Source organism: Pseudomonas migulae (assembly GCF_024169315.1).
GTDB lineage: Bacteria > Pseudomonadota > Gammaproteobacteria > Pseudomonadales > Pseudomonadaceae > Aquipseudomonas > Aquipseudomonas migulae_B.
This window is the reverse complement of the sequence record NZ_JALJWR010000001.1, coordinates 5,342,458-5,368,377: the sequence shown is the minus strand read 5'-3', so window position 1 is coordinate 5,368,377 and position 25,920 is coordinate 5,342,458. Positions and strand designations below refer to the sequence as shown.

Genomic DNA, 25,920 nt, shown 5'->3' with positions numbered 1-25,920 from the left:
AGGGGTTTGTGGCGTTCAATCAATAGTCAAAGAACACCGTCTCGGCATCGGTGCCCTGCAGGATCACATTCCACTGATAAACACCGCTCGCATCCTGCTTCGCCAGCAAGGTACTGCGACGCTCAGCCGGCACGCACTCCAGCAGGGGGTCAGAGACATTCGCCGGCTCGCCCTCAAAGTAAATCCGCGTCAGCAAATGCTTCACCAACCCGCGAGCAAACACCAGCACCACCAGGTGCGGCGCCTGGGTCGAGCCTTTCAGCCCTTCCACCGTGCCCGGCTTGATCGTGGTGAACCGGAAGCGCCCTTCGGCATCTACCGGTATCCGGCCAAACCCTTCGAAGTTCGGGTCCAGTGGTTTGTCCTGATCGTCCTCGGGGTGGTCGTACTTGCCCGCGGCGTTGGCCTGCCAAACTTCCAGCATCGCGTCGTTGACGACGTCGCCGTTGCCATCGACGACTTGCCCGGTGATCGCCACGCGCTCGCCCAGGGTTTGTTCGACGGTCAGGTTTTCGCGGTTCAGCCAGGTCAGGCCGATGTGGTAGTACGGCCCGACGGTGTGGGACGTGGTCGCAGTCAGCGTCATCTTATTTCTCCATCGGCGTGGCATCGCGGCCGCGCAAGACGATGTCCCAGCGATAACCGAGGGCGTAGGAAGGAATGGTTTTTTCCAGGTCGAAACTGGCGATCAGGCGTTCCTTGGCGCTGGTATCGGGTACGCAGTTGTAGATCGGGTCGTACGCCAGCAGCGGATCGCCCGGGAAATACATCTGGGTGACCAGGCGCGTCAGAATGCTCGGCCCGAACAGCGAGAAATGAATGTGCGCCGGGCGCCAGGCGTTGTGGTGGTTGCCCCACGGGTAGGCGCCGGGCTTGATGGTCTGGAATTGATACCAGCCATCGGCGTCGGTCACAGTGCGGCCGGTGCCGGTGAAGTTCGGGTCCAGCGGCGCGTCATGCAGGTCGCGGGCATGGTTGTAGCGGCCAGCGGCGTTGGCCTGCCAGATCTCCACCAGAATCCCCGGCACCGGCAGACCGTTTTCATCCAGCACGCGGCCGTGAATGATGATGCGTTCGCCCAATGGCTCGCCCGTGTGCTGGGCGGTCAGGTCGTTGTCCGTCTCGCTGACGCGCTCGGCGCCGACCGTCGGGCCGGTAATTTCCGACAACGAATGGGGCAGAAACACCAACGGTTTGGACGGCGAGCGACGGTTGGTGGATTGGTAAGTCGGGTGCAGGTAGTCCGGCTGGGTGCCTTCCTGCGGGCGACGATAACCAGGCTTGTCAGTCATTTCGCTTTTCCTCTGTTCTTATTGTTACTGCTGCGCGTCAGACGCGTTCGATTGCCAAGGCCAGACCCTGGCCGACGCCGACACACATGGTCGCCAGACCTTTCTTGCCGCCAGACTTTTCAAGCTGATGCAGCGCCGTCAGCACCAGACGCGCACCGCTCATGCCCAACGGATGGCCCAAGGCAATGGCACCTCCGTTCGGGTTGACCTGAGCCGCGTCGTCCGCCAGCCCCAGTTCACGCAGCACGGCCAAGCCCTGGCTGGCGAAGGCTTCGTTGAGTTCGATCACGTCAAAATCGCTGACGGCCAGACCCAGGCGTTCGGTCAGTTTGCGCACCGCCGGGACCGGGCCGATGCCCATTACCCGCGGTGCAACGCCGGCGCTTGCCATGCCCAACACTTTGGCGCGAGCGGTCAGACCGTGTTTTTTGACCGCTTCGGCCGAGGCCAGGATCAGCGCTGCGGCACCGTCGTTCACGCCCGACGCATTGCCGGCCGTCACGGTTTTGTCGGGACCATTGACCGGTTTCAGTTTGGCCAGGGTTTCCAGGCTGGTGTCGGCGCGCGGATGTTCGTCCTGGCTGACGACGGTTTCACCTTTCTTGTGGGCAATGCGCACTTCAACGATTTCTTCAGCGAAAAATCCTGCCGCCTGCGCGGCGGCTGTCCGCTGCTGACTGCGCAGGGCGAAAGCGTCCTGATCCACGCGGGACACTTCGTAATCGTCCGCCACGTTGTCGGCGGTCTGCGGCATCGCATCCACACCGTATTGGGCTTTCATCAACGGGTTGATGAAGCGCCAGCCGATGGTGGTGTCTTCCAGCTTCATGTTGCGCGAGAACGCCGCATCCGCCTTGCCCATCACGAACGGCGCGCGGGACATCGACTCGACGCCGCCGGCAATCGCCAGCTCCATTTCGCCGCTGGCGATGGCGCGGAACGCGGTGCCGATGGCATCCATGCCCGAAGCACAGAGGCGATTGAGGGTCACGCCCGGAATGGTTTCCGGCAGGCCCGCCAACAGCAGCGCCATGCGCGCCACGTTACGGTTGTCTTCGCCGGCCTGGTTGGCGCAGCCGAGGAACACCTCGTCCACCGCGTTCCAGTCCACCGACGGGTTGCGTTCCATCAACGCCTTGATCGGCACGGCGGCCAGGTCGTCGGCGCGAACCGCCGACAGGCCACCGCCGAAACGGCCGATGGGGGTGCGAATCGCGTCGCAGATATAAACGTCACGCATCACGCTTCTCCGGGTGCTTGGCCGTGGGCGGCGGCGGTGCGGGCTTCCAGATCCCTGAGCGCTTTCAGTTCGACTTCGGTCGGCTCGGCAGTGTTTTCCACGGTGTCAGCAAAGCGAATTGCCCAACCGGTGGCAGCGACAACTTGTTCGCGGGTCACGCCCGGGTGCAGCGCGGTGACCACGAATTCATGGGTGCCTGCTTCCGGTTCCATGATGCACAGGTCGGTGATGATACCGACCGGACCAGCGCCCGGCAGGCCCAGACGTTTGCGCGAATCACCGCCCTCGCCATGGCCGACCGAAGTAATGAAGTCGAGTTTGTCGACGAAGGAGCGCGCCGATTGCTTGAGGATAATCAGAACGCTTTTGGCCGAGCCAGCAATCTCCGGCGCTCCACCGGCACCCGGCAGACGGACTTTCGGGGCGTGGTAATCACCGACCACGGTGGTGTTGATGTTGCCGAAGCGGTCGACTTGCGCGGCGCCGAGGAAACCGACGTCGATGCGCCCGCCCTGCAGCCAGTAGCGAAAAATCTCACCGGTCGGAACGACGGTGTCAGCGGTTTCCGCCAGCTCCCCGTCACCGATCGACAGTGGCAGTACGCTCGGCTTGGCACCAATCGGACCCGATTCGTAGATCAGGACTACATCCGGCGAAGAAGTCAGCCGCGCCAGGTTGGCCGCTTTCGACGGCAGGCCGATACCGACGAAGCACACCGAACCGTTCTTCAATCGGCGAGCAGCGGCGACAGTCATCATTTCATTGGTGGTGTAAGTCATTACTTCGCCTCCGATGCAGCGGCCAGCTTGGCCTGGAACTCGCTGAAGTCAGCGCAGCCATGGATGTATTCGTTGATCCACGCGGTGAAGGTGTCACGGTCGCGGGCAATCGGGTCCCAGGCCTGATAGAAACGGTTATCGCGTTCGTTGTAGCCGTGAGCGTAGGACGGATGTGCGCCGCCAGGAACGTGGCAAACCGCGCTCAAGGCCCAGGTCGGCAGTACACAGGAGTTCATCGGAGCGTTGAGGTCGTCGACGATTTCTTCAACGGTGACGATGCAACGCTTGGCGGCCAGTGCGGCTTCTTTCTGCACGCCAAGAATGCCCCAGAGCAGCACGTTGCCTTTACGGTCGGCTTTCTGCGCGTGGATCACGGTGATGTCCGGGCGCACCGAAGGCACTGCTGCCAGTACTTCGCCGGTGAACGGGCAAGTGACGGTTTTGATCAGCGGGTTGACCTTTGGCAGGTCGGAACCGGCGTAGGCACGCAGCACCGCGAACGGCAGGCCGGAGGCGCCAGCGACGTAGGCATTCGCCAGGTCGGCGTGGCTGTGTTCTTCGATTTCCAGAGCGTGCGGCCACTGCTTCTCGACCGCGTCACGCAGACGGTGCAGCGAACCCACGCCCGGGTTGCCGCCCCAAGAGAAAATCAGCTTGCGAGCACAACCGGCGCCGATCAACTGGTCATAGATCAGGTCAGGCGTCATCCGTACCAGTGTCAGATCTTTCTTGCCCTGACGAATGATTTCGTGACCCGCCGCCGTAGGGATCAGGTGAGTGAAGCCTTCGAGCGCAACGGTATCGCCGTCGTTAACGAATTGCTTCACCGCGTCGTGCAGCGAAAGGATTTCAGCCATGGGGCAGGCTCCCGTTTTGTGATGAACCGACAGTGGATGAAAAAGGCGCGATGCGCGCGCCGGAATGACTGAAGGTTAAGCCTGTGCTAATTGCCAAACAATCCGATAATCGACTAAGTGTTCGTTTATCGAACATATTGTTGCTTGACTATCGATCGCTAAAAGCTTCGCAGGCAAGCCTCGCTCCTACAGGTCAGTGATTACTCGTAGGAGCGAGGCTTGCCCGCGAAGAGGCCATCAAAACCACTGGAGATTCCGGATCAAACGATCAGGTCGCATCCGCATGACTGACCATGCCCTTGATCACCACCGCCGTCGTCGCCAACGCCGCCGGAATCACCAACGCCGTCAGCACCTGCTCAAAATTCCAGCCCAGCCCCAGCAACGTCGCGCCCATCCACGCCCCCAGAATCGCGCCGAACCGACCAATCCCGAGCATCCATGACACCCCGGTCGCCCGACCTTGAGTCGGATAAAACCGCGCCGCCAAAGAAGGCATCGCCGATTGCGCGCCGTTGACACACATCCCGGCCACCAGCACCAGCGTCGCCAACAGCGTGATGTTGCCCAGGCTCTGCCCTACCGCGTAGGCAAACACCCCGGCGAGCAAGTAGAAAGTGCCGATGACCTTGTGCGGATTGAACCGGTCCATCGCCCAGCCCACGCCTACGGCGCTGAGCACGCCGCCGAACTGGAACAGCGCGCCGATGAATGCCGCCTGTTCCATGCTCGCGCCGCTGTCACGCATCAGCGTCGGCAGCCAACTGGTCAGCAGGTAAACGATCACCAGGCCCATGAAGTAGGTCAGCCACAGCAGCAAAGTGCCGGTGCTGTAGGTGCCGGAGAAAATCACCGCGAACACGTTGCGTGCCTTTACGGTTTTCTGTTCCGGCACGCTGAAGCTGGAAGCCTGGGCGACAACGGTCGGATCGATCGGCGCCAGCGCCTTGCGCACTTTGTCGGTGCCGCGATTGCGCACCACCAGGTAACGTGCCGACTCCGGCAGCCAGAACAGCAAGACCACCGCAAGGATCAACGGCAGAATCCCGCCGATCAGCAGCAGGCTGTGCCAGCCGAACGCCGGAATCAACTTGGCCGAGATAAACCCGCCACCGGCCATGCCGAGGTTGAAGCCGCAGAACATGCTGGTCACCAGCAGGGATTTCTTGCGCTCCGGGGTGTATTCCGACAGCAATGTCGTGGCGTTCGGCATGCCGGCGCCAAGGCCCAGGCCGGTGAGGAAACGCAGCACCAGCAACTGATCGACGTTGCTGCTGTAGGCCGAGGCCAGGCTGAAGGCGCCGAACAACAGCACCGCGCCGACCAGTACGACTTTTCGCCCGAAGCGGTCAGCCAACGGCCCGGAGCCCAGTGCGCCGAAGACCATGCCGATCAACGCCGCACTCATCACCGGGCCAAGGCTGGCGCGGTCGATGCCCCAGTCCTGGGACAGCGCCGGCGCGATGAAGCCCATGGCCGCGGTGTCAAGGCCATCGAGGAAGACAATCAGGAAACACAGGATCACCACTCGCCACTGGTAGCGCGAAATGGGTTGAGCATTGATGAAGGACTGCACGTCGAGGCAGTTACCTACAGCAGACTGAGGCTGGTTCATTATTTTTATTCCACGCAAGAACGCAGTCGGACAGGTGCCAGCCTGAGCTGGCGCTGCCGCGACATTAGTGATCTCGGGGAAAGTGCGTCAATTCGTTAAGCGCGAGTCTGTGCGGTTATCGAACAGCTTAGGCAAACAGCTGGGCGCTGAGGTTGCGGCTGGCGGCCAGCAGACCGGGCAGGAAGCGTTGCTCCAGTTCGTTGCGGCTGACCCGGCCGGCGTGCGTGCTGACGTTGAGCGCCGCCACGACTTGCCCGGAAGCGTCGTACACCGGCACGGCAATCGAACGCAGGCCTTGTTCCAGTTCCTGATCGACGATGCACCAGCCTTGTTGCCGCACTTCCTGCAGGCATTCGAGCAGCGCGTCGGGAGTGTGCAAGGTGCGGCTGGTCTTGGCTTGCAGGTCGGCATGGTCGAGGTATTCGCGCAGCGACGTGTCGTCGAGTGCCGCGAGAAGAATCCTGCCCATGGAGGTGCAATAGGCCGGGAGGCGTCCGCCGACCGACAGGTCAACGGAAATCAGCCGCTGGGTGGTCGCCGAGCGAGCGATGTACAAAATGTCATCGCCTTCCAGCGTGGCCATGTTGCAGGCCTCGTGGAGTTGTTCGCTCATGCGGTCGAGATAGGGCTGGGCCGACACCGCCAGCGGGGTCGAGGACAGATAGGCATGGCCGAGGGTCAGCACTTTAGGCAGCAGCGAATAGGTGCGACCGTCGGTGGTGGCGTAGCCGAGTTTGATCAGAGTGTGCAGGCAACGTCGCACGGCGGCGCGGGGAATTTCCGTGCGGTGACTGATCTGGGCGATGGTCAGGTGCCGTTTGCGCTCCTGGAACGCTTGCACCACGGCCAGGCCTCGGGCGAGGGACGTCATGAAGTCCGGGTCGCCGGTCAGGGCCTGGATCCGCTTGGCGGGCGACGCGACGATCGGCGGCGCCACTGAAGCGAAGGAATTGCGCATTTGCTCGTTCATATCAGGTCCTTTTCCCACACCAATCGGCGACGACTATTACAAGCGGCTCCGGTTCGGCACACAAGCCAAAGGCAGCCAAGATTGGGCGATTATCGAACCCTCGCCCGATAATCGCAATTGGTGGCCATCACTGAGCCTTGTTCGAGCACGTGTGCGCCCTTCCCCGTTACATGGTTTTAACCCCATGCTTGAACCCTGAGTTAAAGACCCCCATGTTAGGGTCTAACTTGTTCGACTTAATGACGCCAGAAAGACAGCGCGGCCAAGTGAAGGTAAAAACTTGCAAGTAATAAAACGATCACACATGAAGATCCATTTTTAACTCTTTGGCGATAGTGTTCTTCAAATCGACCGCTATAATGCAATTCAGTGACGACCCGGTTGTTCTATTCGCCGGTTCCGTCACCCGGTAGCGCGATGTCCCATCGTGGCTGCCCGCAGCAAGCGCCTGATGCTCATTTAAATGCTCCGACAGCGCGCTCGCTGAAACAGGAAACTGATGCTACGTCAGCTGTTTTGCTCTGGTGCCGTGGCCGCCTGCAACATGGAAGTATCGATCGCCGTGCCGTAAAACAATGCCTTTCGGGCGTTGTCCTTTCGGCGAGCGTGGTCAATGCATTTGTTGCAGCGCGATTTACCAGAATTAATCTCAACCCATACAGGTAGCACTGTGACGAAAGACGAACTGCGCGCGGAACTTGAGCGCCAGGAACAACGTTACAAGGAAGTTTACGGCGGGGAAGTCACCACCTACGCCGCTCAGCCCGAACCGGAACGCAAACCCTGGCGCAAACGCGCCACCGTTCAGGATCAGGCTTTCACCCAGGAACTGCAGAAGATGGAAAAGGAACTCAAAGCCGAAGAGCCATGATCGCCTCGGCCTGACTCCTTTCAAGGGCCTGCGTCTGCCCCCGTTAAAAGCGGGATGCATTGATGTTGCCATTCGCGCCCGCTACGAGCGGGCAGCGGTCACCTTATCTATCTGATGAGGTAATTGGCTCTTGTCTGGCCCTCTTCTCAGATATTTCATACAAGTCTTTGCATCTCTTCCCGTTTCGAGAGAAACCCTTGTGCCTGCGGGCTTTTCAAAGCAATTCAACGACTTGCAAAACCCCGCAAACACCCGGAACCCAGGGTACGGCCACTGACTAATTCGTTGAAGAATGTTACCGATGAGCAGCTAGTGCATCGATTTACAGTCTTTTCTGGCATAATCGCGCCCCCTTACGACCGGGTCAGAAAACCTTCATGATCGATTTATTCAGCGGACTGGATGCTTGGGTGCTTGTGAGCCTCTTGCTCGCCCTCGCCTTTGTCCTCGCCTTCGAGTTCATCAACGGCTTTCATGACACTGCAAACGCGGTGGCCACTGTTATCTACACCAAAGCCATGCCGCCGCATCTGGCCGTGTTCTTTTCCGGTGTGTTCAACTTCCTCGGCGTGCTGCTGGGCGGTGTTGGCGTGGCGTATGCCATCGTCCACCTGCTGCCGGTAGAACTGCTGATCAATGTGAACACCGGTCACGGACTGGCCATGGTGTTCTCGTTGCTTGCCGCCGCCATCACCTGGAACCTGGGCACCTGGTACTTCGGTATCCCGGCCTCCAGCTCCCACACGCTGATCGGATCGATCCTCGGGGTTGGCCTGGCCAACGCCCTGATCAACGACATCCCATTGGCCGATGGCGTCAACTGGCAGAAGGCGATCGATATCGCGGCTTCGCTGGTATTTTCGCCAATGGCCGGGTTCCTGATCGCCGCGCTGATCCTGATCGGCCTTAAATGGTGGCGTCCACTGTCGAAGATGCACAAGACGCCGGAACAGCGCCGCAAGATCGACGACAAGAAGCATCCGCCGTTCTGGAACCGCCTGGTCCTGGTGATCTCGGCCATGGCTGTGAGCTTCGTGCACGGTTCCAACGATGGTCAGAAAGGTATCGGCCTGATCATGCTGGTGCTGATCGGTATCGTTCCGGCGCAGTTCGTTCTCGACCTGGGCAGCACCACCTACCAGATCGAACGCACTCGCGATGCAACCCTGCACCTGAACCAGTTCTACAAGCGCAACGCCGATACGCTGGGTGAATACCTGGCCCTGGGCAAAAGCGTGGAAGGTGATCTGCCGGAGAAATTCCGTTGCAACCCGCAACAGACCGAACCGACGATCAACGCCCTGCTCGACACCCTTAAAGGCGTCGCGGACTACCACTCGCTGTCGGCGGAAAGCCGTATCGAAGTGCGCCGCTACCTGCTCTGCCTGGATGACACGGCGAAGAAAGTCGGCAAGCTGCCTGGCCTCGCTGCCCGTGAAAAGGCTGACCTGGACAAACTGCGCAAAGACCTGACCACCACCACCGAATACGCCCCGTTCTGGGTGATTCTGGCGGTCGCACTGGCCCTGGGCCTGGGCACCATGGTGGGCTGGAAGCGCGTGGTACTGACCATCGGCGAGAAGATCGGCAAGCAAGGCATGACTTACTCCCAAGGCATGTCGGCGCAGATCACGACCGCAAGCCTGATCGGCATGGCGAACATCTTCAGCCTGCCGGTTTCGACCACCCACGTCCTGTCGTCGGGCGTGGCCGGCACCATGGTCGCCAACAAAAGCGGCCTGCAGGGCGGCACCGTCAGAACGATCCTGCTGGCCTGGGTCCTGACCCTGCCAGCGACCGTGGCCCTGTCGGCCGGCCTGTTCTGGCTGGCGTCGAAGGCGCTCGGTAGCTGATAGATCGCTGCAACGAAAAAGGCGCGTTCCGTGAGGTTCGCGCCTTTTTCATGCCTGCTTTCCTCCAAACGCCGCAGATCAAATGTGGGAGCGGGCTTGCTCGCGAATGCGATTTAACATTCAACATCATTGTTGGCTGACCTGGCGCATTCGCGAGCAAGCCCGCTCCCACCTTTGATCTCTGTACATCCTCAAGAAATCGCGGGCAAAAAAAAGGGCAACCGAAGTTGCCCAAAATGCCTTGCGTGCTCATTGCATCAAGAAAGACCTACGGTTTTTTCCGCTTGTGCGAATCCTTCCAGATAAAAAATCCAAACCCTGCAAAAAACAGAACCATGAGGCCGACTGTCAGCACTCCGGCGATCACCACGTTGTCGAAAAACATGACTGGCCTCCTGCACTTGCCCTGTTGCGATAGGGCTAAGTTAACCAATCAGGCAGGAGAAAAAATTGACCGGGGTCAATATCGCCCGAGACAGGGCGCAAAGGCGGGGGAAAACTGATCTGCATCAACGGATGCGGGGGGATTAACGCTTTTTCGGTTTGTTCTTCGGCTTCTTCTTCGCTTTACCCAATGGCATCGCTTGCTCGAATGCCTGGCGCACTTCGTTCAGGCGTTTGTCGTTGAGGTCGTGAACGCGCTTGGCGCGCTCGGCATTAAGGTCGATCAGCTTGTCGTCTTGGCTCATGGCGTTCAGTGCATCGAGTGAATGAAAATTCCGCTGCCGCATCGATCGGCAGGATTGCGCCAATAATGCGGGCTGGCGCTGGCGCTGACCAGTCACCCGTGTGACAGCGGCTTAACAAAATATGTACCGAAGCGGTTTTTTCACCGCACAATCGCGGTTTTGCGATGGACCCAAAGGACCCGCGCCGTGGAATTGCACCAGGATCTGCCGCCCTTGATGGCCCTGCGCGCCTTTGAGGCCGTGGCCCGCCATTTGAGCTTCATCAAGGCCGCCGATGAATTGTCGGTGACCCAAAGCGCAATCAGCCATCAAGTGCAGAAACTGGAGCAGTTCCTGAACCAACGGCTGTTTATCCGCCGCACCCGGGCCATCGATCTGACGCCCGCCGGCGAAGCGTACTACCGGCAGATTCAACCGGCCTTGGCGTCCATTGCCCTCGCAACCCGCGAACTGTGCGGCAACGATCATCATGAAACCACCCTGCGCATCGGCCTCCTCGCCTCATTCGCCACGCTGTGGCTGGTGCCGCGCCTGGCTGACTTTAATGCGCGCCATCCACACATCCATGTCGAGCTGCTGCCTTCGGTAGAACTGTCCGACGTTGGCGGTGGCGAAGTCGACCTGGCGATTCGTTATGGCAAGGGCGGCTGGCCGAAAGTCAGGGTTCAGCGCTTCATGGCAGAAACACTGACACCCGTTTGCAGTCCGGCATTCAAGGCTCAGGGCACCGGTCTCGGCCCGTTACTCATGGCCAAATCCCATCAACCGTTCGAGTGGACCGACTGGAGCACGCGCAACGGCATTGACCTCAGCCGCTACCCGAGCGTGATGCTCCACGACTACAACATCGTTGTCGAAGCCGCAGTGGCCGGTCAGGGCATTGCCATGGGTCGTCACCATTTGATCGAACGCCGATACAAGGAAGGCGCGTTGGTGGACGCCTTTGACACCCCACCCTTCATCAGTGAAATCGGTTATTGGCTGGTCACTCCCGATCGACCCTCGAGCGACGCTGCGCAATGCTTCAGTGAATGGCTGAAGGAGATGGCTCACGCATGAGTTATTTGAATACATCGAATTAAATCTATCCGTTTGTCGCGCTCGCTGGACGCCAACATGCTGATGCCCTCATTCAGGAGGATTCACCATGACCGATTCACTCGCCCATCGTGTCCAGCAACTTGGCCTGAGCCTGCCGACGCCAAGCCAGCCCATCGCCAACTACGTCAACCATGTGGTCAGTCAGAACCAGCTGTTCATCTCCGGCCAGATTCCGTTGCAGGACGGCAAGCCGGCCTTCATCGGTCGCCTTGGCGAATCGATCTCCGACGATGAGGGCGCCAACGCCGCCGAACTCGCGGCCTTGGGCCTCTTGGCGCAACTCAGCGCTGCACTGGACGACGACCTGTCAAAACTGGTGCGCATCATCCGCCTCGGCGTGTTTATCTCCAGCGCTCCCGATTTCCAGCGACAAGGTGCGGTCGCCAATGGCGCGTCCAATCTTTTGGTCAATGCACTCGGCGAGAAAGGCCGGCATGTCCGCACGGCCGTAGGCGTCTCGAGCTTGCCCGGCGGCGTGGCGGTGGAAATCGACGCAATATTCGAGTTGCGGCCGTGAATCTTGCCGAGGTGGAACATTTGCGCGCGGCCACACCGGGTTGCTACAGCGTGATTCACTTCAACCATGCCGGCGCTTCATTGCCCAGCCAGGCCACCCTCGACGCGATGATCGAGCAGTTGCAGCGCGAAGCCAGCTGCGGCCCGATGGAGGCCGCCGACCAGAGCATTCAGGCCCGCGCACGCAACGCGGCGGCGACATTGCTCAATGCCAACAGTGAAAGCATCGCGTTCGCCAGCAGTGGCTCGGCGGCATGGGGCATGGCGTTCAACGCGCTGGGGCCGTGGCAGGCCGGCGACCGGATTCTGGTCGGTCGTCATGAATGGGGCGGCAATCTGGCTTGCATGTCCCGGGCTGTCAGCGCGGGCGCGCGACTTGAGGTGATCCCCTGCGATGAGACGGGCGCGGTGTCCGTCCCTGCCCTCCAGCAGATGATCGACGCGAAGGTGAAGCTGATCGCGCTGACCTGGCTCCCGGCCAACGGCGGTCTGATCAATCCGGCCGAGGCCATTGGTGCCGTGGCGCGACAGCACGGGATTGCCTACTTCATCGACGCCGGCCAGGCACTCGGGCAACTGCCTTGCGATGTGCAGGCACTGAACTGCGATGTGCTAAAGGGCGCCGGGCGCAAATTCCTGCGTGGCCCGCGAGGTACGGCGCTGATGTACGTCAAACCGGGGTTCCTCGAACGACTCGTGCCCGGTCATCTGGACGTGCTATCGGCCCCTTGGGACGGCGAAAGCTTTACCGTGCGCGACGATGCGCGGCGGTTTGAAACCAGCGAAGTATCGGTGGCCTTGCTGGCGGGATTGGCCAATGCACTGGAGGAGTTCATGGGGTTGGGCGCAACCCGCATTCGTCATCGGATCGATGGGTTGTGCCGGCACCTGCGCGATCGCCTCGGCGCAATCAGCGGCCTGACGCTGCACAACCTGGGGCCCACTGATCAGCAATCAGGCCTGATCGCCTTCACGCTCAAGGGTTGGGACTGTGTCGACTTGAAGCAGCAACTGGCGCAGCGCGGGATCAACATCGGCGCCAATGGTGTGGCCTATACGCCGCTGGACATGCAGGCAAGAGGGCTGCAAAGCATCGCGCGGATTGCGGTCAGCTACCTCAATACCGAAGAAGAAATGGAAGTACTGCTGAAGGCCCTCAGCGAACTCACCAAGGCTTAAATCTGAATGTCGACCCACAAGCCCTGACGCGGTTCGTCTTCAATCAGCGGTGCGACCGGTACGGTGTTGTCGGCGTTGAGCTCGGTACCGGGAATCGCCAAGTGTACGTCAGGGTCTTCATCGGCATCGCGACGACGCCGTTGCTGTTCCTGCTTGCGGCGTTGTTCCTCGCGCAGCTGAAAAGCCGCCTCTTCCGGGTCGCGCTGTTGCAGGTCGATAGTGCTTTCGTTGGAGCTTTCCTGCACCGGCACAACGGGTGGAATGTCCGGACGCTGGCGGATCGGGTCGTGCTGGGAAGTGATCGGCACGGCACTCAAGGGGAGCATCGGTGGCAGCATAAGTATTGGTCTCCTGTCAGCATGCTGTCGGCTGCGGGGATGGCGACTTGAGCCATCGGTCGCAAACTGTGACCTGATTGGCACTCACAAGTGCCCCGTCCTGCGCCCTGTGCATCGTTCGACTATCGTAATACCGTCAGTTTTTATGAGAGTCCTTTGGCCCTGAAGCCCTCATTCCGTTAAGATAGCCCGCTTTTTCAAGGTGGGAGTCAGGCAGCATGGCGCAGCAGTATCAACCGGGGCAACGCTGGATCAGTGACAGCGAAGCCGAGCTGGGTTTGGGCACCGTTCTGGCACAGGACGGCCGCTTGTTGACCGTGCTCTATCCGGCCACTGGCGACACTCGCCAGTACGCGCTACGGAATGCGCCCCTCACCCGCGTGCGATTTTCGCCAGGTGACTCGATCACTCACTTCGAAGGCTGGAAACTGACGGTCCGGGAAGTCGACGACGTCGACGGCCTGCTGGTCTACCACGGCCTCAACGCGCAGAACGAAGTGGTCACCCTGCCGGAAACCCAACTGTCGAACTTCATTCAGTTCCGTCTGGCCAGCGATCGCCTGTTCGCCGGGCAGATCGATCCGCTGGCCTGGTTCTCCCTGCGTTACCACACGCTGGAACACACCAGCCGCCAGTTGCAATCCTCGCTCTGGGGCCTGGGTGGCGTGCGTGCGCAACCGATCGCGCACCAGTTGCACATCGCCCGTGAAGTGGCCGACCGCATTGCGCCGCGGGTTCTGCTGGCGGACGAAGTGGGTCTGGGCAAGACCATCGAAGCCGGCCTGGTGATCCACCGCCAACTGCTCTCGGGCCGCGCCAATCGCGTGCTGATCCTGGTTCCCGAGAACCTGCAGCACCAGTGGCTGGTGGAGATGCGCCGCCGCTTCAACCTGCAAGTCGCGCTGTTCGACGAAGAACGCTTCATCGAAAGCGATGCCGCCAACCCGTTCGAAGACACCCAGCTCGCGCTGGTTGCACTGGAATGGCTGGTGGAAGACGAGAAGGCTCAGGACGCGCTGTTCGCCGCCGGTTGGGACTTGATGGTCGTCGACGAAGCCCACCACCTGGTGTGGCACGAAGACAAGGCCAGCCCGGAATACTCGCTGGTGGAACAACTGGCCGAAGTCATTCCTGGCGTATTGCTGCTGACCGCGACCCCGGAACAACTGGGTCAGGACAGTCACTTCGCCCGTCTGCGCCTGCTCGACCCGAACCGTTTCCATAACCTGCACGCTTTCCGCGCCGAGAGCGAAAACTATCGCCCGGTGGCCGAAGCTGTTCAGGAGCTGTTGGACAAGGGGCGCCTGTCGCCTGAAGCGCACAAGACCATTCACGGTTTCCTCGGCAACGAAGGCGAAGCGCTGCTGGCCGCCGTCAACGATGGCGACATCGAGGCCAGCGCCCGTCTGGTCCGTGAGCTGCTCGACCGCCACGGCACCGGCCGCGTGCTGTTCCGTAATACCCGCGCCGCAGTGCAAGGTTTCCCGGAACGCAAACTGCACCCGTACCCGCTGCCGTGCCCCGACGAATACCTCGAGCTGCCGCTGGGCGATCACGCCGAGCTGTACCCGGAAGTCAGCTTCCAGGCCCAGCCGGACGCCAACGAAGAAGAGCGCTGGTGGAAATTCGACCCACGCGTCGAGTGGCTCATCGATACGCTGAAGATGCTCAAGCGCACCAAAGTGCTGGTGATCTGCGCCCACGCCGAAACGGCCATGGACCTGGAAGACGCCCTGCGCGTGCGCTCCGGCATTCCGGCCACGGTGTTCCACGAGGGCATGAACATCCTCGAGCGTGACCGCGCCGCCGCTTACTTCGCCGACGAAGAGTTCGGCGCGCAAGTGCTGATCTGCTCGGAAATCGGCAGTGAAGGTCGCAACTTCCAGTTCTCGCACCATCTGGTGCTGTTCGATCTGCCGTCACACCCGGACCTGCTGGAACAGCGGATCGGGCGTCTGGACCGGATCGGCCAGAAGCACATCATCGAACTGCACGTGCCGTACCTGGAAACCAGCCCGCAAGAGCGCTTGTACCAGTGGTATCACGAAGCCCTGAACGCGTTCCTCAACACCTGCCCGACCGGCAACGCCTTGCAGCACCAGTTCGGCCCGCGCCTGCTGCCGCTGCTGGAAAATGCCGACGATGGCGAGTGGCAAGCGCTGATCGACGAAGCCCGCGCCGAGCGTGAGCGTCTGGAAGCCGAACTGCACGCCGGCCGTGACCGTTTGCTGGAGCTCAACTCCGGTGGCGCTGGCGAAGGTGATGCGCTGGTCGAGGACATTCTTGAGCAGGACGATCAGTTCGCCCTGCCGATCTACATGGAAACCCTGTTCGACGCCTTCGGCATCGACAGCGAAGACCATTCGGAAAACGCGCTGATCCTCAAGCCGAGCGAAAAAATGCTCGACGCCAGCTTCCCGCTGGGCGACGACGAAGGCGTGACCATCACCTACGACCGCAACCAGGCGCTGTCTCGCGAAGACATGCAGTTCATCACCTGGGAACACCCGATGGTGCAGGGCGGCATGGACCTGGTGCTGTCCGGCTCGATGGGCAACACCGCCGTGGCGCTGATCAAAAACAAAGCGCTGAAACCTGGCACCGTGTTGCTGGAATTGCTCTACGTCAGCGAAGTGGTTGCGCCGCGCTCGCTGCAACTGGGCCGTTACCTGCCGCCGGCCGCGCTGCGCTGCCTGCTCGATGCCAATGGCAACGACCTGTCGGCCCGGGTGTCGTTCGAAACCCTGAACGATCAACTGGAAAGCGTACCGCGCGCCAGCGCCAACAAGTTCATCCAGGCCCAGCGCGATCAGCTGACGCCACGGATCAACGCCGGTGAAGAGAAGATCTTCCCGCGTCACGCCGAGCGTGTGGCTGAGGCGCAGCGTCGCCTGGCGGCCGACACCGACGAAGAACTGGCGCGCCTGACGGCGTTGCAGGCGGTCAACCCGACCGTGCGTGACAGCGAACTGGTTGCCTTGCGCAAACAGCGTGAGCAAGGTCTGGCCATGCTCGACAAGGCTGCGCTGCGACTGGAAGCGATTCGGGTGTTGGTGGCGGGTTAAGTCCCCTGCTCCACCGGTAAACAAAAAGGCCCGCAGCGATGCGGGCCTTTTTTATGGTCGTATGAACCACAACAAATCTGTAGGAGCGAGGCTTGCCCGCGAAGAACGATAACGGGGTCTTACTGTTAAACCGCGGTACCCCCTTCGCCGGCAAGCCTCGCTCCTACAGGGATTTGTGGCTCAACCACCGCCACCAACCCTTCCTTCATCCGCTTCGCATCCCGCACAAAACACCGCGATGCCAGAAACAGAAACACCATCGTCAGGAACAGCGCCACCGGAATCAGGTACATCGCGTCATGCAGCCCGACGGCCTTGAACGCTTCGGTCATCTGCTCGGCACCGGCCGCCAGCATGGCCGTGTGCGCAAAGTGATCGGACAGACCACCCACCACCACCGGCCCCAATCCACCGCCGAGCAAATACAACCCGGCAAAGAACAACGCCATGGCCGTTGCCCGCAGGCGTGGTTCGACCACGTCCTGAATTGCCGTGTAGACGCAGGTGTAGAAGTTGTAGGCAAACAACCAGCCGACGCTGAATACCGCCACGAACACCCCGATTTCAATCCGACCCGCGTGCAACGCCCACGCGGTGCACACCGTCGAGATGATCAGGCTGAAGGCCGCAAACAGCAGCCGTCCGTTGGCCACGCGCTGGTGAATCTTGTCCGCGACCCAACCGCCCAAGGTCAGGCCGAACAGCCCCGTCACACCGACGATGACACCGGTCGCCACGGCGGCTTCATGCAAGGGCATCAGGAAATAACGCTGCAACATCGGCACCAGAAAAGAGTTGCAGGCATAGGTGGCGAAGTTGAAACACAGCCCCGCCATGACCAGCCAGAGGAATGTCGGCACCGCCAGCACTCGGCGGATCGGCCGGTCCACTCGTTCCTGCGAGACCTGCACACTCTCCGCCGCGCCGCGTTTTGGTTCCTTGATGAAGAACATGAAGATCGCCAGGACCAACCCCGGCACAGCCGCGATGAAAAACGGTGCACGCCAGCTGTCGAAGGCCTTGACCATCCAGCCGATGGTGAAGAACGCCAGTAGCAGCCCCAATGGCAGACCCAACATGAAAATGCCCATCGCCCGTGCACGGCGGTGGGCGGGGAACAGGTCGCCGATCAAGGAATTGGCGGCGGGTGCATAACTGGCTTCACCAATCCCGATGCCCATGCGCACGATCAGGAAACTCCAGAAACTGCCCACCAGCCCGTTAACCGCGGTCAGCGCGCTCCACGCCGCCAGGCCCCAGCCCATCAGTTTGGCGCGCGAGCCGGTATCGGCCATCCGCCCCAGAGGCAGGCCGGCAATCGCGTAGACGATGGTGAATGCAGTCCCGATGATCCCCAGCTGAAAATCGCTGAGGTGCCATTCCATACGGATCGGCTCGATGATGATGGCGGGAATTGTGCGGTCGAAGAAGTTGAACAGATTGGCCAGGAACAGCAGGAACAGAATGCGCCAGGCATTCGCCGCTTGGGTCGAGTTCTGCATGGGTCCGTCTCTTTTATTGTTATTGGGCTTCACTGCCGTCGCATCCGAGCCCGGAACCTGCAATCTAGTCAGGCGCGTCAGGGCTGTCTGTAATGATTCGTAAAGCTGATACCGCCCCATGGAACCCGGCGCGGTGCATGCAACAATTTATGTCTAAACGTCCCAAGCCTCATTCCAAAATGGTTGAAATCAATGTGCCACTACGGCTTGCGGTCTTTGTATGACCTCTATACTCCAAAGCATTCGCCAGCGTGCATGACGCGGCCAGGACAAGACGAGGCGTGCTATGGAGTGGCTTGGTTTGCGTTTTATTACCGAGCTGACCGCAAACGGGCAGGTTGTCCTCAATTGCACGCATGACCCCTTTCTGGTGCTCCTGGCCTATCTGGTCGCCTGCGTGGGCGGCTTCGCCACACTGGACATGGCCGAGCGTGTCGGCCATTCGGAAAGTCCTGCTTCTCAACGGCTCTGGCGCTGGGTCGGCGCCGCCTGCCTGGCGGGCGGGATCTGGGCCATGCATTTCATCGGCATGCTGGCGTTTCAGGCGCCGATCGAGATTAACTACGAACTGCCCATCACCATTGCCTCTCTGTTGATTGCCCTGTTCGCCTCGTGGCTGGCGATGCTCACCCTCAGTCACCCTCGCCTGAGCCTCTGGCAATATGCCCAGGCTTCGATCTGCATCGGACTGGGCATTGCCACCATGCATTACGTGGGCATGGCCGCCATGCGTTCGAATGCATTGACCTATTACCAGCCCGTGCTGTTCACCCTCTCCGTCGTGATCGCCATTGGCGCCAGCTTCGCGGCGCTGTTGATCTCGAGTCGTCTGCGCGATGGCTCTGGCAGGTTCCATCAACTGGTCAAGTTCAGCGCCAGCCTGGTACTCGGGGCGGGCATCATCAGCATGCATTTCACCGGCATGGCCGCCTTCAACATGGTGCTGCCGATCGGCAGCCTGCTGACGCTGCCCGGTGACAACAATCACCTGCAACTGGGGCTGACGGTGGCGGTGATGACGCTGCTGATCATCGGCAGCAGCATCAGCGCGGCATTGGCGGACAAGAAACTGCAACACAAGGAACACGACCTGCAACGGGTCAACACGCTGCTCGGCCAACTGGACCAGGCGCGCATGTCGCTGCAACACATGGCGAACTATGACGCCCTGACCAACCTGATCAACCGGCGCGGCTTCAACCAGACCTTCGCCGAGAAGCTGCTCCAGAAAACCAGTGAAGGCGGGAGGCTGGCGGTGATGTTTCTGGACATCGACCACTTCAAGCGGATCAACGATAGCCTCGGCCATGACGCCGGCGACGAACTGCTCAAAGTCCTGGCCCAGCGCATCATGGGGTCGGTACGCAGCCACGAAGATGTGGTGGCGCGCTTCGGCGGTGACGAGTTCTGCCTGCTCATCAGCCTGCGCGATCGCGAAGAAGCACGGCACATGGCCCAGCGCATCATGCTGAAGATGAAGGAGCCGATCGAGCTGTCGGGGCGGCGCATGGTCATGACCACCAGCATCGGCATCAGCCTGTTTCCCGACGATGGCACCACCTGCGAAGAACTGCTCAAACACGCCGACCTGGCGTTGTATCAATCCAAGGGCGGCGGTCGCAACAGCCTGAATTTTTTCAGCTCAAACCTGAAAACCCGCGCCACGCTGGAGCTGCAACTTGAAGAAGAACTGCGCCATGCCCTCAGCGAAAACAGCGGGCTGGTGCTGCATTACCAACCTGTCTATGACCTGAAAACCGGTCGGGTCAGCAAGCTTGAAGCGCTGGTCCGCTGGCAACATCCGGTTCACGGACTGCTGGCGCCGGACCGGTTCATTGCCATCGCCGAGGACAACGGCCTGATTGCCGGGTTGGACAACTGGGTTCTGCGCAAAGCCTGCGAGGACCTGGCTGCGTTGTCGCGCGAGGGATATGAAGCACTGCATATCGCCGTGAACTGCTCGCCCCTGAACCTCGTGCGTGAAGAGCTGGCCGCTGAAATCGAACAGACGCTCCAGGCAACCGGGGTCGCGCCGGAGCGCCTGGAACTGGAAGTGACCGAGAACGCACTGATGAACAACCTCGCCGCGACGCTGGTGTTGCTGCGCCAGATTCGCGCCCTCGGCGTTTCGCTGTCGATCGACGATTTCGGCACCGGCTATTCATCGCTGGCTTACCTCAAACGCCTGCCGCTGAACACGCTGAAGATCGACCGCTCGTTCATTCAGGACATTCCCAACGCCACCCAGGACATGGAAATTGTCCAGGCGATCATCGTCATGGCCCACACGCTGCATTTGCAGGTGGTCACCGAAGGCGTCGAAACCCCCGAGCAATACGCGTTTCTTCAGCGTAACGGCTGCGATTTCGTGCAGGGCTACCTGCTCAGTCGCCCGGTGCCGCTGGCGGAGCTACGTCCGGTGCTGAAGCAGATCAACCAACGCAAACATACGCACACGTTCAGTCCTCTGAGCCTGGCTCGCGGTACAGCTGCACTAACGTTGACGGGTCCTTTTGCAAAAAGCCCTGAGCCCCATGCAGGCGCATCAGTTGTGCGGCCAATCCGCTGATGGGCGTGGCCGAGCCCTGTTCACGGGAAAATTTCACGGCAGTGTCGAGGTCCTTGAGCAGCGTGCGCACGTGCCATTTCACCGGTTCGAAGCGGCTTTCGGCCATTTGCGGGGCGAGAATCTGCAAGGGTCTGGAATCGGCAAAACCACCCGCCAGGGCTTCGGCGATCAGGCCGGCCTGCACACCGGAACGCTCGGCCAGCGCCACCACTTCGGCGATGACCAGGGCGTTGCAGGCGACAATCATCTGATTGCAGACCTTGGTCACCTGCCCCGCTCCGACCGCGCCCATATGGGTCACGCGCTGGCCGAGGTTGAGCAGAACCGGCCGGACACGCTCAAGGTCCGCCGCTTCGCCGCCCACCATGATGGCCAGGCTGCCGGCCTCGGCACCGACAACACCGCCTGACACAGGAGCGTCCAGCCAGCTCATGCCGGTCTGGCTGGCCAGTTGCGCCGACATTTCCCGCGTCGCGGTGGGTTCCAGGCTGGAAAAATCCACCAGCAGCTGGCCACTTTTCCCACCCTCGACGATCCCGCCCGGACCAAACACCACGTCACGCACGACCGCCGTGTCCGCCAGACACAGCATCAGCACCTCCGCGTGCTGACAGAGTTCGGCGGGCGTCGCCACCTGCCGCGCGCCCGCTTCTACCAAAGGTGCGCACTTGGCCAGATTACGGTTCCACACCGTCAGCGCAAATCCCGCCGCCAGCAGGCGCCGGCACATCGGCAAGCCCATCAGACCGATCCCGGCAAATCCCAACGAAGGTAGGGTTGACATCATTTGGCCTTCTTTTCGATTAAAGATCGCCAAATATTGGCCGATTCATCATGACTAAGGAAAGGATTCCCCCGAGTGATGCTCAGGCCAACCCCCTGACGCTTGGGCCAATGACGCGCTAAAAAAGACGCGAGAACCCATCCGTGACGGTTCGACGACAGAGTCGCCCGACCGACCAGCCCAGGTACATGGCGCACAATGACTTCCAAAAACAATCCGGCCACTGCGATATCCGATCTGACGCTGAGCCCCGCGGCGAACAGCCCCGCAACGTCGAAGCCATTGACGCCGTCGCGCCCGCTGGCGACTCAGCAGTACCTGTACTTCACCGAAACCAACACCGACCGCATCCTCGACAACCTCGACGGCCTGCGCGACCTGGTGTTCCCGCGCCCGCCGCACCTGGAAGGCGATAGCGAGCACCACAGCGACCAGGAATTCCCGTCGGTGTGCCTGATCGGCCTCGGTCGCTGCGGCTCGAACATTGCGCTGGACGTCGCGGAGCTGGTGTACAACGCGCGCAAGTTCTACCTCAACGAATTCAACAACGAAGACCGCCTGTCGCCGGACAAACGCTACGCCGAAAAGGGCTACAGCCCGGCCCAGTGGATCCGCAACAACCTGCGCCTGGGGACGAACAAGGCCACCAAACCGGTGTTCCTGGTCGAACCGCTGGTGATGCTCGGCGACCTGGACAAAGACATCGCCGGTCGCATCCGTTTCTCGCGCAAGGGCGAAAAAAGCGGCTTCCTGCGCGACTACAGCAAAATGAAAATCATGGACTTGTCGGAAGTCCACGCCGGTGGCGCCGGTAACGCGCCGATCCTCGGCCAGTACCTGGCCAAGATCATCCTGAACAAGGACACCCAGCGTTTCTCCAGCCCTGACTGGAAGATGATTCACTCGTATCTGATCGACAGCTGCGGGATCAAGGCCAACCAGTCGCGCCTGTATTTCTCGATCTTCAGCGCCGGCGGCGGTACCGGTTCGGGCATGGCCTCGGAATTCGGCCTGGCCCAGCAGCACTCGTACATGAACAAGACGTTCGACACCAAGCCGATGGACGAGCATGACGGCAAGAGCGGTCATTCCTTCGTCTTCGAGCCGATCTTCACCAGCGGTATTTGCGTACTGCCGAACATTTCCGATCACCGCAGTGAAATGTCCGAGGCGCTGCACATCAACGCCGGTCGCCTGTTGTGCAAATACCTGTCGGAAGAGTGGGACTTCTCCTACAACTTCGCCAATGAAGACAGCAGCGAAGCCAGCGTCATGGGCCGTATCCGCCCATGGAACGCCATGATGCTGATCTCCAACGACATCATGCGTTATGCCGAAGAAAGCGATGACGGCAACATCCAGAACATCGACGTCAACGCGATGGAAAAGCACGCCAACCAGTACATCTCGCAGCAGATCTTCAACATTCTGACGGCGCAGGCGGTCACGACTGACTACGACCAGAACTATTTCCGTCGCGCCGGCATCGACATTGGCGAAACCATCCGCCTCGACGCCAACGATCTGTTCATGAGCCTGGCCGGCCCGGTGGCGATTGCCTACGCCGAATCCGTGGTGCCGGAAACGCCGCCGCCGAGCAGCGACAAGTTCAAGGTGTTCGAAAAAGAGCCGCAGCGCCTGAACATCGACGACCTGTTCTTCCGCTCCATCGACCTGCCGCACTTCAACAAGGTCACCCAGGCCATCGAAGGCATCAGCCTGTTGCCGATCGAATCCAAGCGTTATCGGGCGTCGCTGGAGCAGTACAAGAATTCCGGTTATGACGCGGCCGCGTTGCACGACCTGCACTTCTTCAAGAATTGCTCGTCGGTGGTCTCGATCGTGTCCTTGCCGAAAGACTACAAACTGTCCTACATGGACCTGAACCGGTTGAAGACTCACCTCAACAGCCTGTTCCCGAACACCACGCTCAAGCGTTATGCGTTGGTGATCGGCGCGTCGGCCAACTTGTCGCTGACCACATTGATCGCCAAGAGCCCGTGCCTGTCGGACGATTTCCTGACGCTGATCGTCGCGTTCATCAAGCGCTGCTTCGCGAAGAACCCGTACCGCTTCGACGACACGCTGGATAATTCGATCCTGGACTTCATCATCAATGAGGAATTCGACGAAGACCTGATCGACGACTTGCTTAACGAGTTCGAGAACCCGGCGAAGATCCTCGATACCAACTGGTATGCGATCAAACCGATGTACGAGAAGAAGTACCGCGAGCTGATCAACGACAAGGACAAGTTTGTCTCGATCAATGACATTCGCCTGTCGCGCGATTGCGTGAAGAAGGCGATCAAGTACCTGCGCGAGATCTACCGTCACCGGATTGGCAAGACCAAGGTTATTTCTCTTAATAACCATACCGGTAAAACGTTCTCGGTCTGACCTTACACCGCGCCGCCCCCTTCGCGAGCAAGCCCGCTCCCACATTTGACCGCATTCGCCCTGAGTGAACGCGGTTGAATGTGGGAGCGGGCTTGCTCGCGAAAGCGGCCTAAGGTCACCACAAATACCAACATCCAGAAACAATTAAGCAGCCGATCGGCTGCTCAATAAACTGTGCCCGTTACGTTTACGTCACCGTGATGCTGGCCACGCCTGTGGCCTTTCTCTACGGCAACATGCCATCACGCTACTCGGCTACACACTTTCCCCCGGCGAGCTCACGCACTCATTCGGTGCAGCGATTCACTTCGTCGCCCTTTCCTGGATCAGAATCCACGGCGAAACCACCACTGCCCACAGCTCCGGGTCGCGTTCAAAAAGATCCAGCGCCCGCGTTTCAGACAGCTTGGCGACCTCGTCGGCGGCCAGCCAGGCAGCCACTTTCTCCCCTTCGTCCGTTGCCACAGCCTCGGCCGCCGCAATCAAATCCAGACCCGGATCGACCCACAATAGGGCACCCCTGGCGAAGAACGGCTCCAGCTCCTTCCAGGTAATAGATGCGGTTTCACCAAGCAGCTTGGCATAGAGGGTGCTAGGTTCTTGAGTCATGGGTCCTGTCCGGAAAAGAAATCGACGTGGATGATAACGTTGGTGGTCTGGCAGAAAAACCCGGATGCAATTGAGTCACCGATCGAAAACTGCAGGAAAGCCAAGGATTGCTGATATTTCAGCTGAAGCCCCCGCCGCAATTCTGTCTTTTTCTTTCAAAAAAGCGACACCCCCTGATTTTGCCCCCCGGCGCCAGCTTCCCAGGCTGACAATCGGCGCTCTACACTGTACCGGTACAGTTGCCGGGGGCATTTTCCGGAGGATATCGAAGATATCTGACCCGGTTCTGCTGCTACGGCGCCAGGACTATAAAAACTACAACAGTAAGAGTGGAGCACTATGACTAAGGCTACTAAGCAGATTTCCAAACTGTTTGCCGCTATGGTTCTGGCCGGGGTTGCCAGCCATTCGTTCGCAGCTGACACCATCAAGATCGGCATCGCCGGCCCTAAGACCGGTCCTGTAGCCCAATACGGCGACATGCAGTTCAGTGGCGCCAAAATGGCCATCGAACAGATCAACGCCAAGGGCGGCGTAGACGGCAAGAAACTCGAAGCCGTTGAATACGATGACGCCTGTGATCCAAAACAAGCTGTGGCTGTCGCGAACAAGGTCGTCAACGACGGCGTCAAGTTCGTGGTAGGTCACCTGTGCTCCAGCTCCACTCAACCGGCTTCGGACATCTACGAAGACGAAGGCGTGATCATGATCACCCCGGCTGCCACCAGCCCGGACATCACCAATCGCGGCTACAAAATGATCTTCCGTACTATCGGTCTGGACAGCGCCCAGGGCCCTGCCGCCGGTAACTACATCGCCGACTTCGTAAAACCGAAGATCGTTGCTGTTCTGCACGACAAACAGCAATACGGTGAAGGCATCGCCACCGCCGTTAAACAGACCCTCGAGAAGAAAGGCACCAAGGTTGCCGTGTTCGAAGGCATCAACGCCGGCGACAAGGACTTCTCCTCGATCATCGCCAAGCTCAAGCAAGCCAACGTCGACTTCGTCTACTACGGCGGCTACCACCCTGAGCTGGGCCTGATCCTGCGTCAATCCCAGGAAAAAGGCCTGAAAGCCAAGTTCATGGGTCCGGAAGGCGTGGGTAACGACTCGATTTCGCAGATCGCCAAAGACGCTTCCGAAGGTCTGTTGGTAACCCTGCCGAAATCCTTCGACCAGGATCCAGCCAACGTTGCTCTGGCTGACGCCTTCAAGGCGAAGAAAGAAGACCCGAGCGGTCCGTTCGTGTTCCCGGCCTACTCGGCGGTGACCGTGATTGCCGACGGCATCAAGGCAGCCAAGTCCGAAGACTCTGCCAAAGTGGCTGAAGCGATCCACGCTGGCACGTTCAAAACCCCGACTGGCGACCTGAGCTTCGACGCCAAGGGCGACCTGAAAGACTTCAAATTCGTGGTTTACGAGTGGCACTTCGGCAAACCAAAAACTGAAGCCAAGCCTCAGTAAGGCGTTGCCTGACTGACTGCCAATAAAGCCCACGGCGTGCCGTGGGCTTTGTTTTACGAACGTATAGGGCCGCGCTGGCGTGATCCGCCAGTCTCCCCACCTGAAAATCTCAAAACCGTCATCAGCGGTTCGCTGGCAAACCTCGCGTTCGAAGTGGATGCAGATCCACGGGGCTCGAGCGGGAAAATGACTCCACCAGTGAAATGCGTATCAGGTTTTTAGGA

The 25,920-nt window shown here is 60.2% G+C and carries 22 protein-coding genes; 9 read left to right on the top strand and 13 right to left on the bottom strand.

The genetic code is table 11. The annotated features are described in order from the left end of the window. Positions 1–19 precede the first annotated feature (19 nt). The 7 genes from pcaG to pcaR form a co-directional block, all read right to left on the bottom strand. The gene (pcaG, locus tag J2Y86_RS24565; protein ID WP_253437528.1) at positions 20–586 is read right to left on the bottom strand and encodes a protocatechuate 3,4-dioxygenase subunit alpha; all 567 of its coding nucleotides are present in this window, start codon (positions 584–586) and stop codon (positions 20–22) included. A gap of 1 nt (position 587) precedes the next feature. Continuing rightward, positions 588–1,292, bottom strand: coding sequence for a protocatechuate 3,4-dioxygenase subunit beta (pcaH, locus tag J2Y86_RS24560; RefSeq protein ID WP_253437525.1), 705 nt, complete (start codon positions 1,290–1,292; stop codon positions 588–590). Between the two features lie 37 nt (positions 1,293–1,329). Further along, positions 1,330–2,535, bottom strand: a complete 1,206-nt coding sequence (gene pcaF, locus J2Y86_RS24555) for a 3-oxoadipyl-CoA thiolase (RefSeq protein ID WP_253437522.1) — start codon at positions 2,533–2,535, stop codon at positions 1,330–1,332. After that, entirely contained in the window at positions 2,532–3,311 is a 780-nt protein-coding gene (locus tag J2Y86_RS24550) for a CoA-transferase subunit beta (RefSeq protein WP_123366869.1), read from the bottom strand. Before J2Y86_RS24550 ends, pcaF begins: the two co-directional genes overlap by 4 nt. After that, complete coding sequence (locus tag J2Y86_RS24545; protein WP_059407998.1) at positions 3,311–4,168, bottom strand: CoA transferase subunit A; 858 nt, start codon at positions 4,166–4,168, stop codon at positions 3,311–3,313. Before J2Y86_RS24545 ends, J2Y86_RS24550 begins: the two co-directional genes overlap by 1 nt. A 268-nt stretch (positions 4,169–4,436) precedes the next feature. Then, complete coding sequence (locus J2Y86_RS24540; RefSeq protein ID WP_084321750.1) at positions 4,437–5,783, bottom strand: MFS transporter; 1,347 nt, start codon at positions 5,781–5,783, stop codon at positions 4,437–4,439. Between the two features lie 127 nt (positions 5,784–5,910). After that, a complete protein-coding gene (pcaR, locus tag J2Y86_RS24535) occupies positions 5,911–6,753 on the bottom strand; it encodes a pca regulon transcriptional regulator PcaR (protein WP_253437519.1) in 843 nt (280 codons plus the stop codon). Between the two features lie 670 nt (positions 6,754–7,423). On the opposite strand from pcaR, the gene J2Y86_RS24530 reads away from it, so the two are divergent. After that, positions 7,424–7,624, top strand: a complete 201-nt coding sequence (locus tag J2Y86_RS24530; RefSeq protein WP_007935837.1) for a hypothetical protein — start codon at positions 7,424–7,426, stop codon at positions 7,622–7,624. Positions 7,625–8,001: 377 nt separating this feature from the next. Beyond that, entirely contained in the window at positions 8,002–9,477 is a 1,476-nt protein-coding gene (locus J2Y86_RS24525; protein WP_253437516.1) for an inorganic phosphate transporter, read from the top strand. 268 nt (positions 9,478–9,745) lie between these two features. Here J2Y86_RS24525 and ccoM read toward each other — a convergent pair whose 3' ends face one another. Both ccoM and J2Y86_RS24520 read right to left on the bottom strand, forming a co-directional pair. After that, positions 9,746–9,862 (bottom strand): cytochrome c oxidase subunit CcoM, encoded by a 117-nt coding sequence (gene ccoM / locus J2Y86_RS30215; RefSeq protein WP_007906619.1) that lies wholly within the window; start codon positions 9,860–9,862, stop codon positions 9,746–9,748. A gap of 142 nt (positions 9,863–10,004) precedes the next feature. Further along, entirely contained in the window at positions 10,005–10,166 is a 162-nt protein-coding gene (locus J2Y86_RS24520; RefSeq protein ID WP_008016476.1) for a hypothetical protein, read from the bottom strand. Positions 10,167–10,352: 186 nt separating this feature from the next. Between J2Y86_RS24520 and J2Y86_RS24515 the strand changes: the two genes are divergently transcribed. The 3 genes from J2Y86_RS24515 (at position 10,353) to J2Y86_RS24505 (ending at position 12,962) form a co-directional block, all read left to right on the top strand. After that, entirely contained in the window at positions 10,353–11,225 is an 873-nt protein-coding gene (locus J2Y86_RS24515) for a LysR substrate-binding domain-containing protein (RefSeq protein ID WP_253437513.1), read from the top strand. Positions 11,226–11,313: 88 nt separating this feature from the next. Further along, on the top strand, positions 11,314–11,784 hold the full coding sequence (locus J2Y86_RS24510) for a RidA family protein (protein WP_253437510.1): 471 nt from the start codon (positions 11,314–11,316) through the stop codon (positions 11,782–11,784). Further along, a complete protein-coding gene (locus J2Y86_RS24505; protein WP_253437506.1) occupies positions 11,781–12,962 on the top strand; it encodes an aminotransferase class V-fold PLP-dependent enzyme in 1,182 nt (393 codons plus the stop codon). The genes J2Y86_RS24510 and J2Y86_RS24505 overlap by 4 nt, the downstream gene beginning before the upstream one ends. On the opposite strand, the gene J2Y86_RS24500 is transcribed toward J2Y86_RS24505, so the two are convergent. Beyond that, positions 12,959–13,300, bottom strand: coding sequence for an aspartate-semialdehyde dehydrogenase (locus J2Y86_RS24500; protein WP_253437503.1), 342 nt, complete (start codon positions 13,298–13,300; stop codon positions 12,959–12,961). The genes J2Y86_RS24505 and J2Y86_RS24500 overlap by 4 nt on opposite strands. 218 nt (positions 13,301–13,518) lie before the next feature. On the opposite strand from J2Y86_RS24500, the gene rapA reads away from it, so the two are divergent. After that, positions 13,519–16,365 (top strand): RNA polymerase-associated protein RapA, encoded by a 2,847-nt coding sequence (gene rapA / locus J2Y86_RS24495; protein ID WP_253437500.1) that lies wholly within the window; start codon positions 13,519–13,521, stop codon positions 16,363–16,365. Between the two features lie 125 nt (positions 16,366–16,490). On the opposite strand, the gene J2Y86_RS24490 is transcribed toward rapA, so the two are convergent. After that, the gene (locus tag J2Y86_RS24490) at positions 16,491–17,867 is read right to left on the bottom strand and encodes a spinster family MFS transporter (protein ID WP_253437497.1); all 1,377 of its coding nucleotides are present in this window, start codon (positions 17,865–17,867) and stop codon (positions 16,491–16,493) included. A gap of 286 nt (positions 17,868–18,153) precedes the next feature. Between J2Y86_RS24490 and J2Y86_RS24485 the strand changes: the two genes are divergently transcribed. Then, positions 18,154–20,436: a putative bifunctional diguanylate cyclase/phosphodiesterase gene (locus tag J2Y86_RS24485; protein WP_253437494.1), complete on the top strand. Its 2,283-nt coding sequence runs from the start codon at positions 18,154–18,156 to the stop codon at positions 20,434–20,436. On the opposite strand, the gene J2Y86_RS24480 is transcribed toward J2Y86_RS24485, so the two are convergent. After that, a complete protein-coding gene (locus J2Y86_RS24480) occupies positions 20,327–21,223 on the bottom strand; it encodes an NAD(P)-dependent oxidoreductase (RefSeq protein ID WP_253437491.1) in 897 nt (298 codons plus the stop codon). The two genes, J2Y86_RS24485 and J2Y86_RS24480, sit on opposite strands and share 110 nt — an antisense overlap. A gap of 195 nt (positions 21,224–21,418) precedes the next feature. Here J2Y86_RS24480 and J2Y86_RS24475 point away from each other — a divergent pair, with 195 nt between their 5' ends. After that, entirely contained in the window at positions 21,419–23,620 is a 2,202-nt protein-coding gene (locus J2Y86_RS24475; protein WP_253437488.1) for a hypothetical protein, read from the top strand. A 303-nt stretch (positions 23,621–23,923) separates the two neighbouring features. On the opposite strand, the gene J2Y86_RS24470 is transcribed toward J2Y86_RS24475, so the two are convergent. Then, positions 23,924–24,229, bottom strand: a complete 306-nt coding sequence (locus J2Y86_RS24470) for a DUF2288 domain-containing protein (RefSeq protein WP_253437485.1) — start codon at positions 24,227–24,229, stop codon at positions 23,924–23,926. Between the two features lie 339 nt (positions 24,230–24,568). Between J2Y86_RS24470 and J2Y86_RS24465 the strand changes: the two genes are divergently transcribed. Further along, positions 24,569–25,696: a branched-chain amino acid ABC transporter substrate-binding protein gene (locus J2Y86_RS24465; RefSeq protein WP_253437482.1), complete on the top strand. Its 1,128-nt coding sequence runs from the start codon at positions 24,569–24,571 to the stop codon at positions 25,694–25,696. Positions 25,697–25,920: the final 224 nt, after the last annotated feature.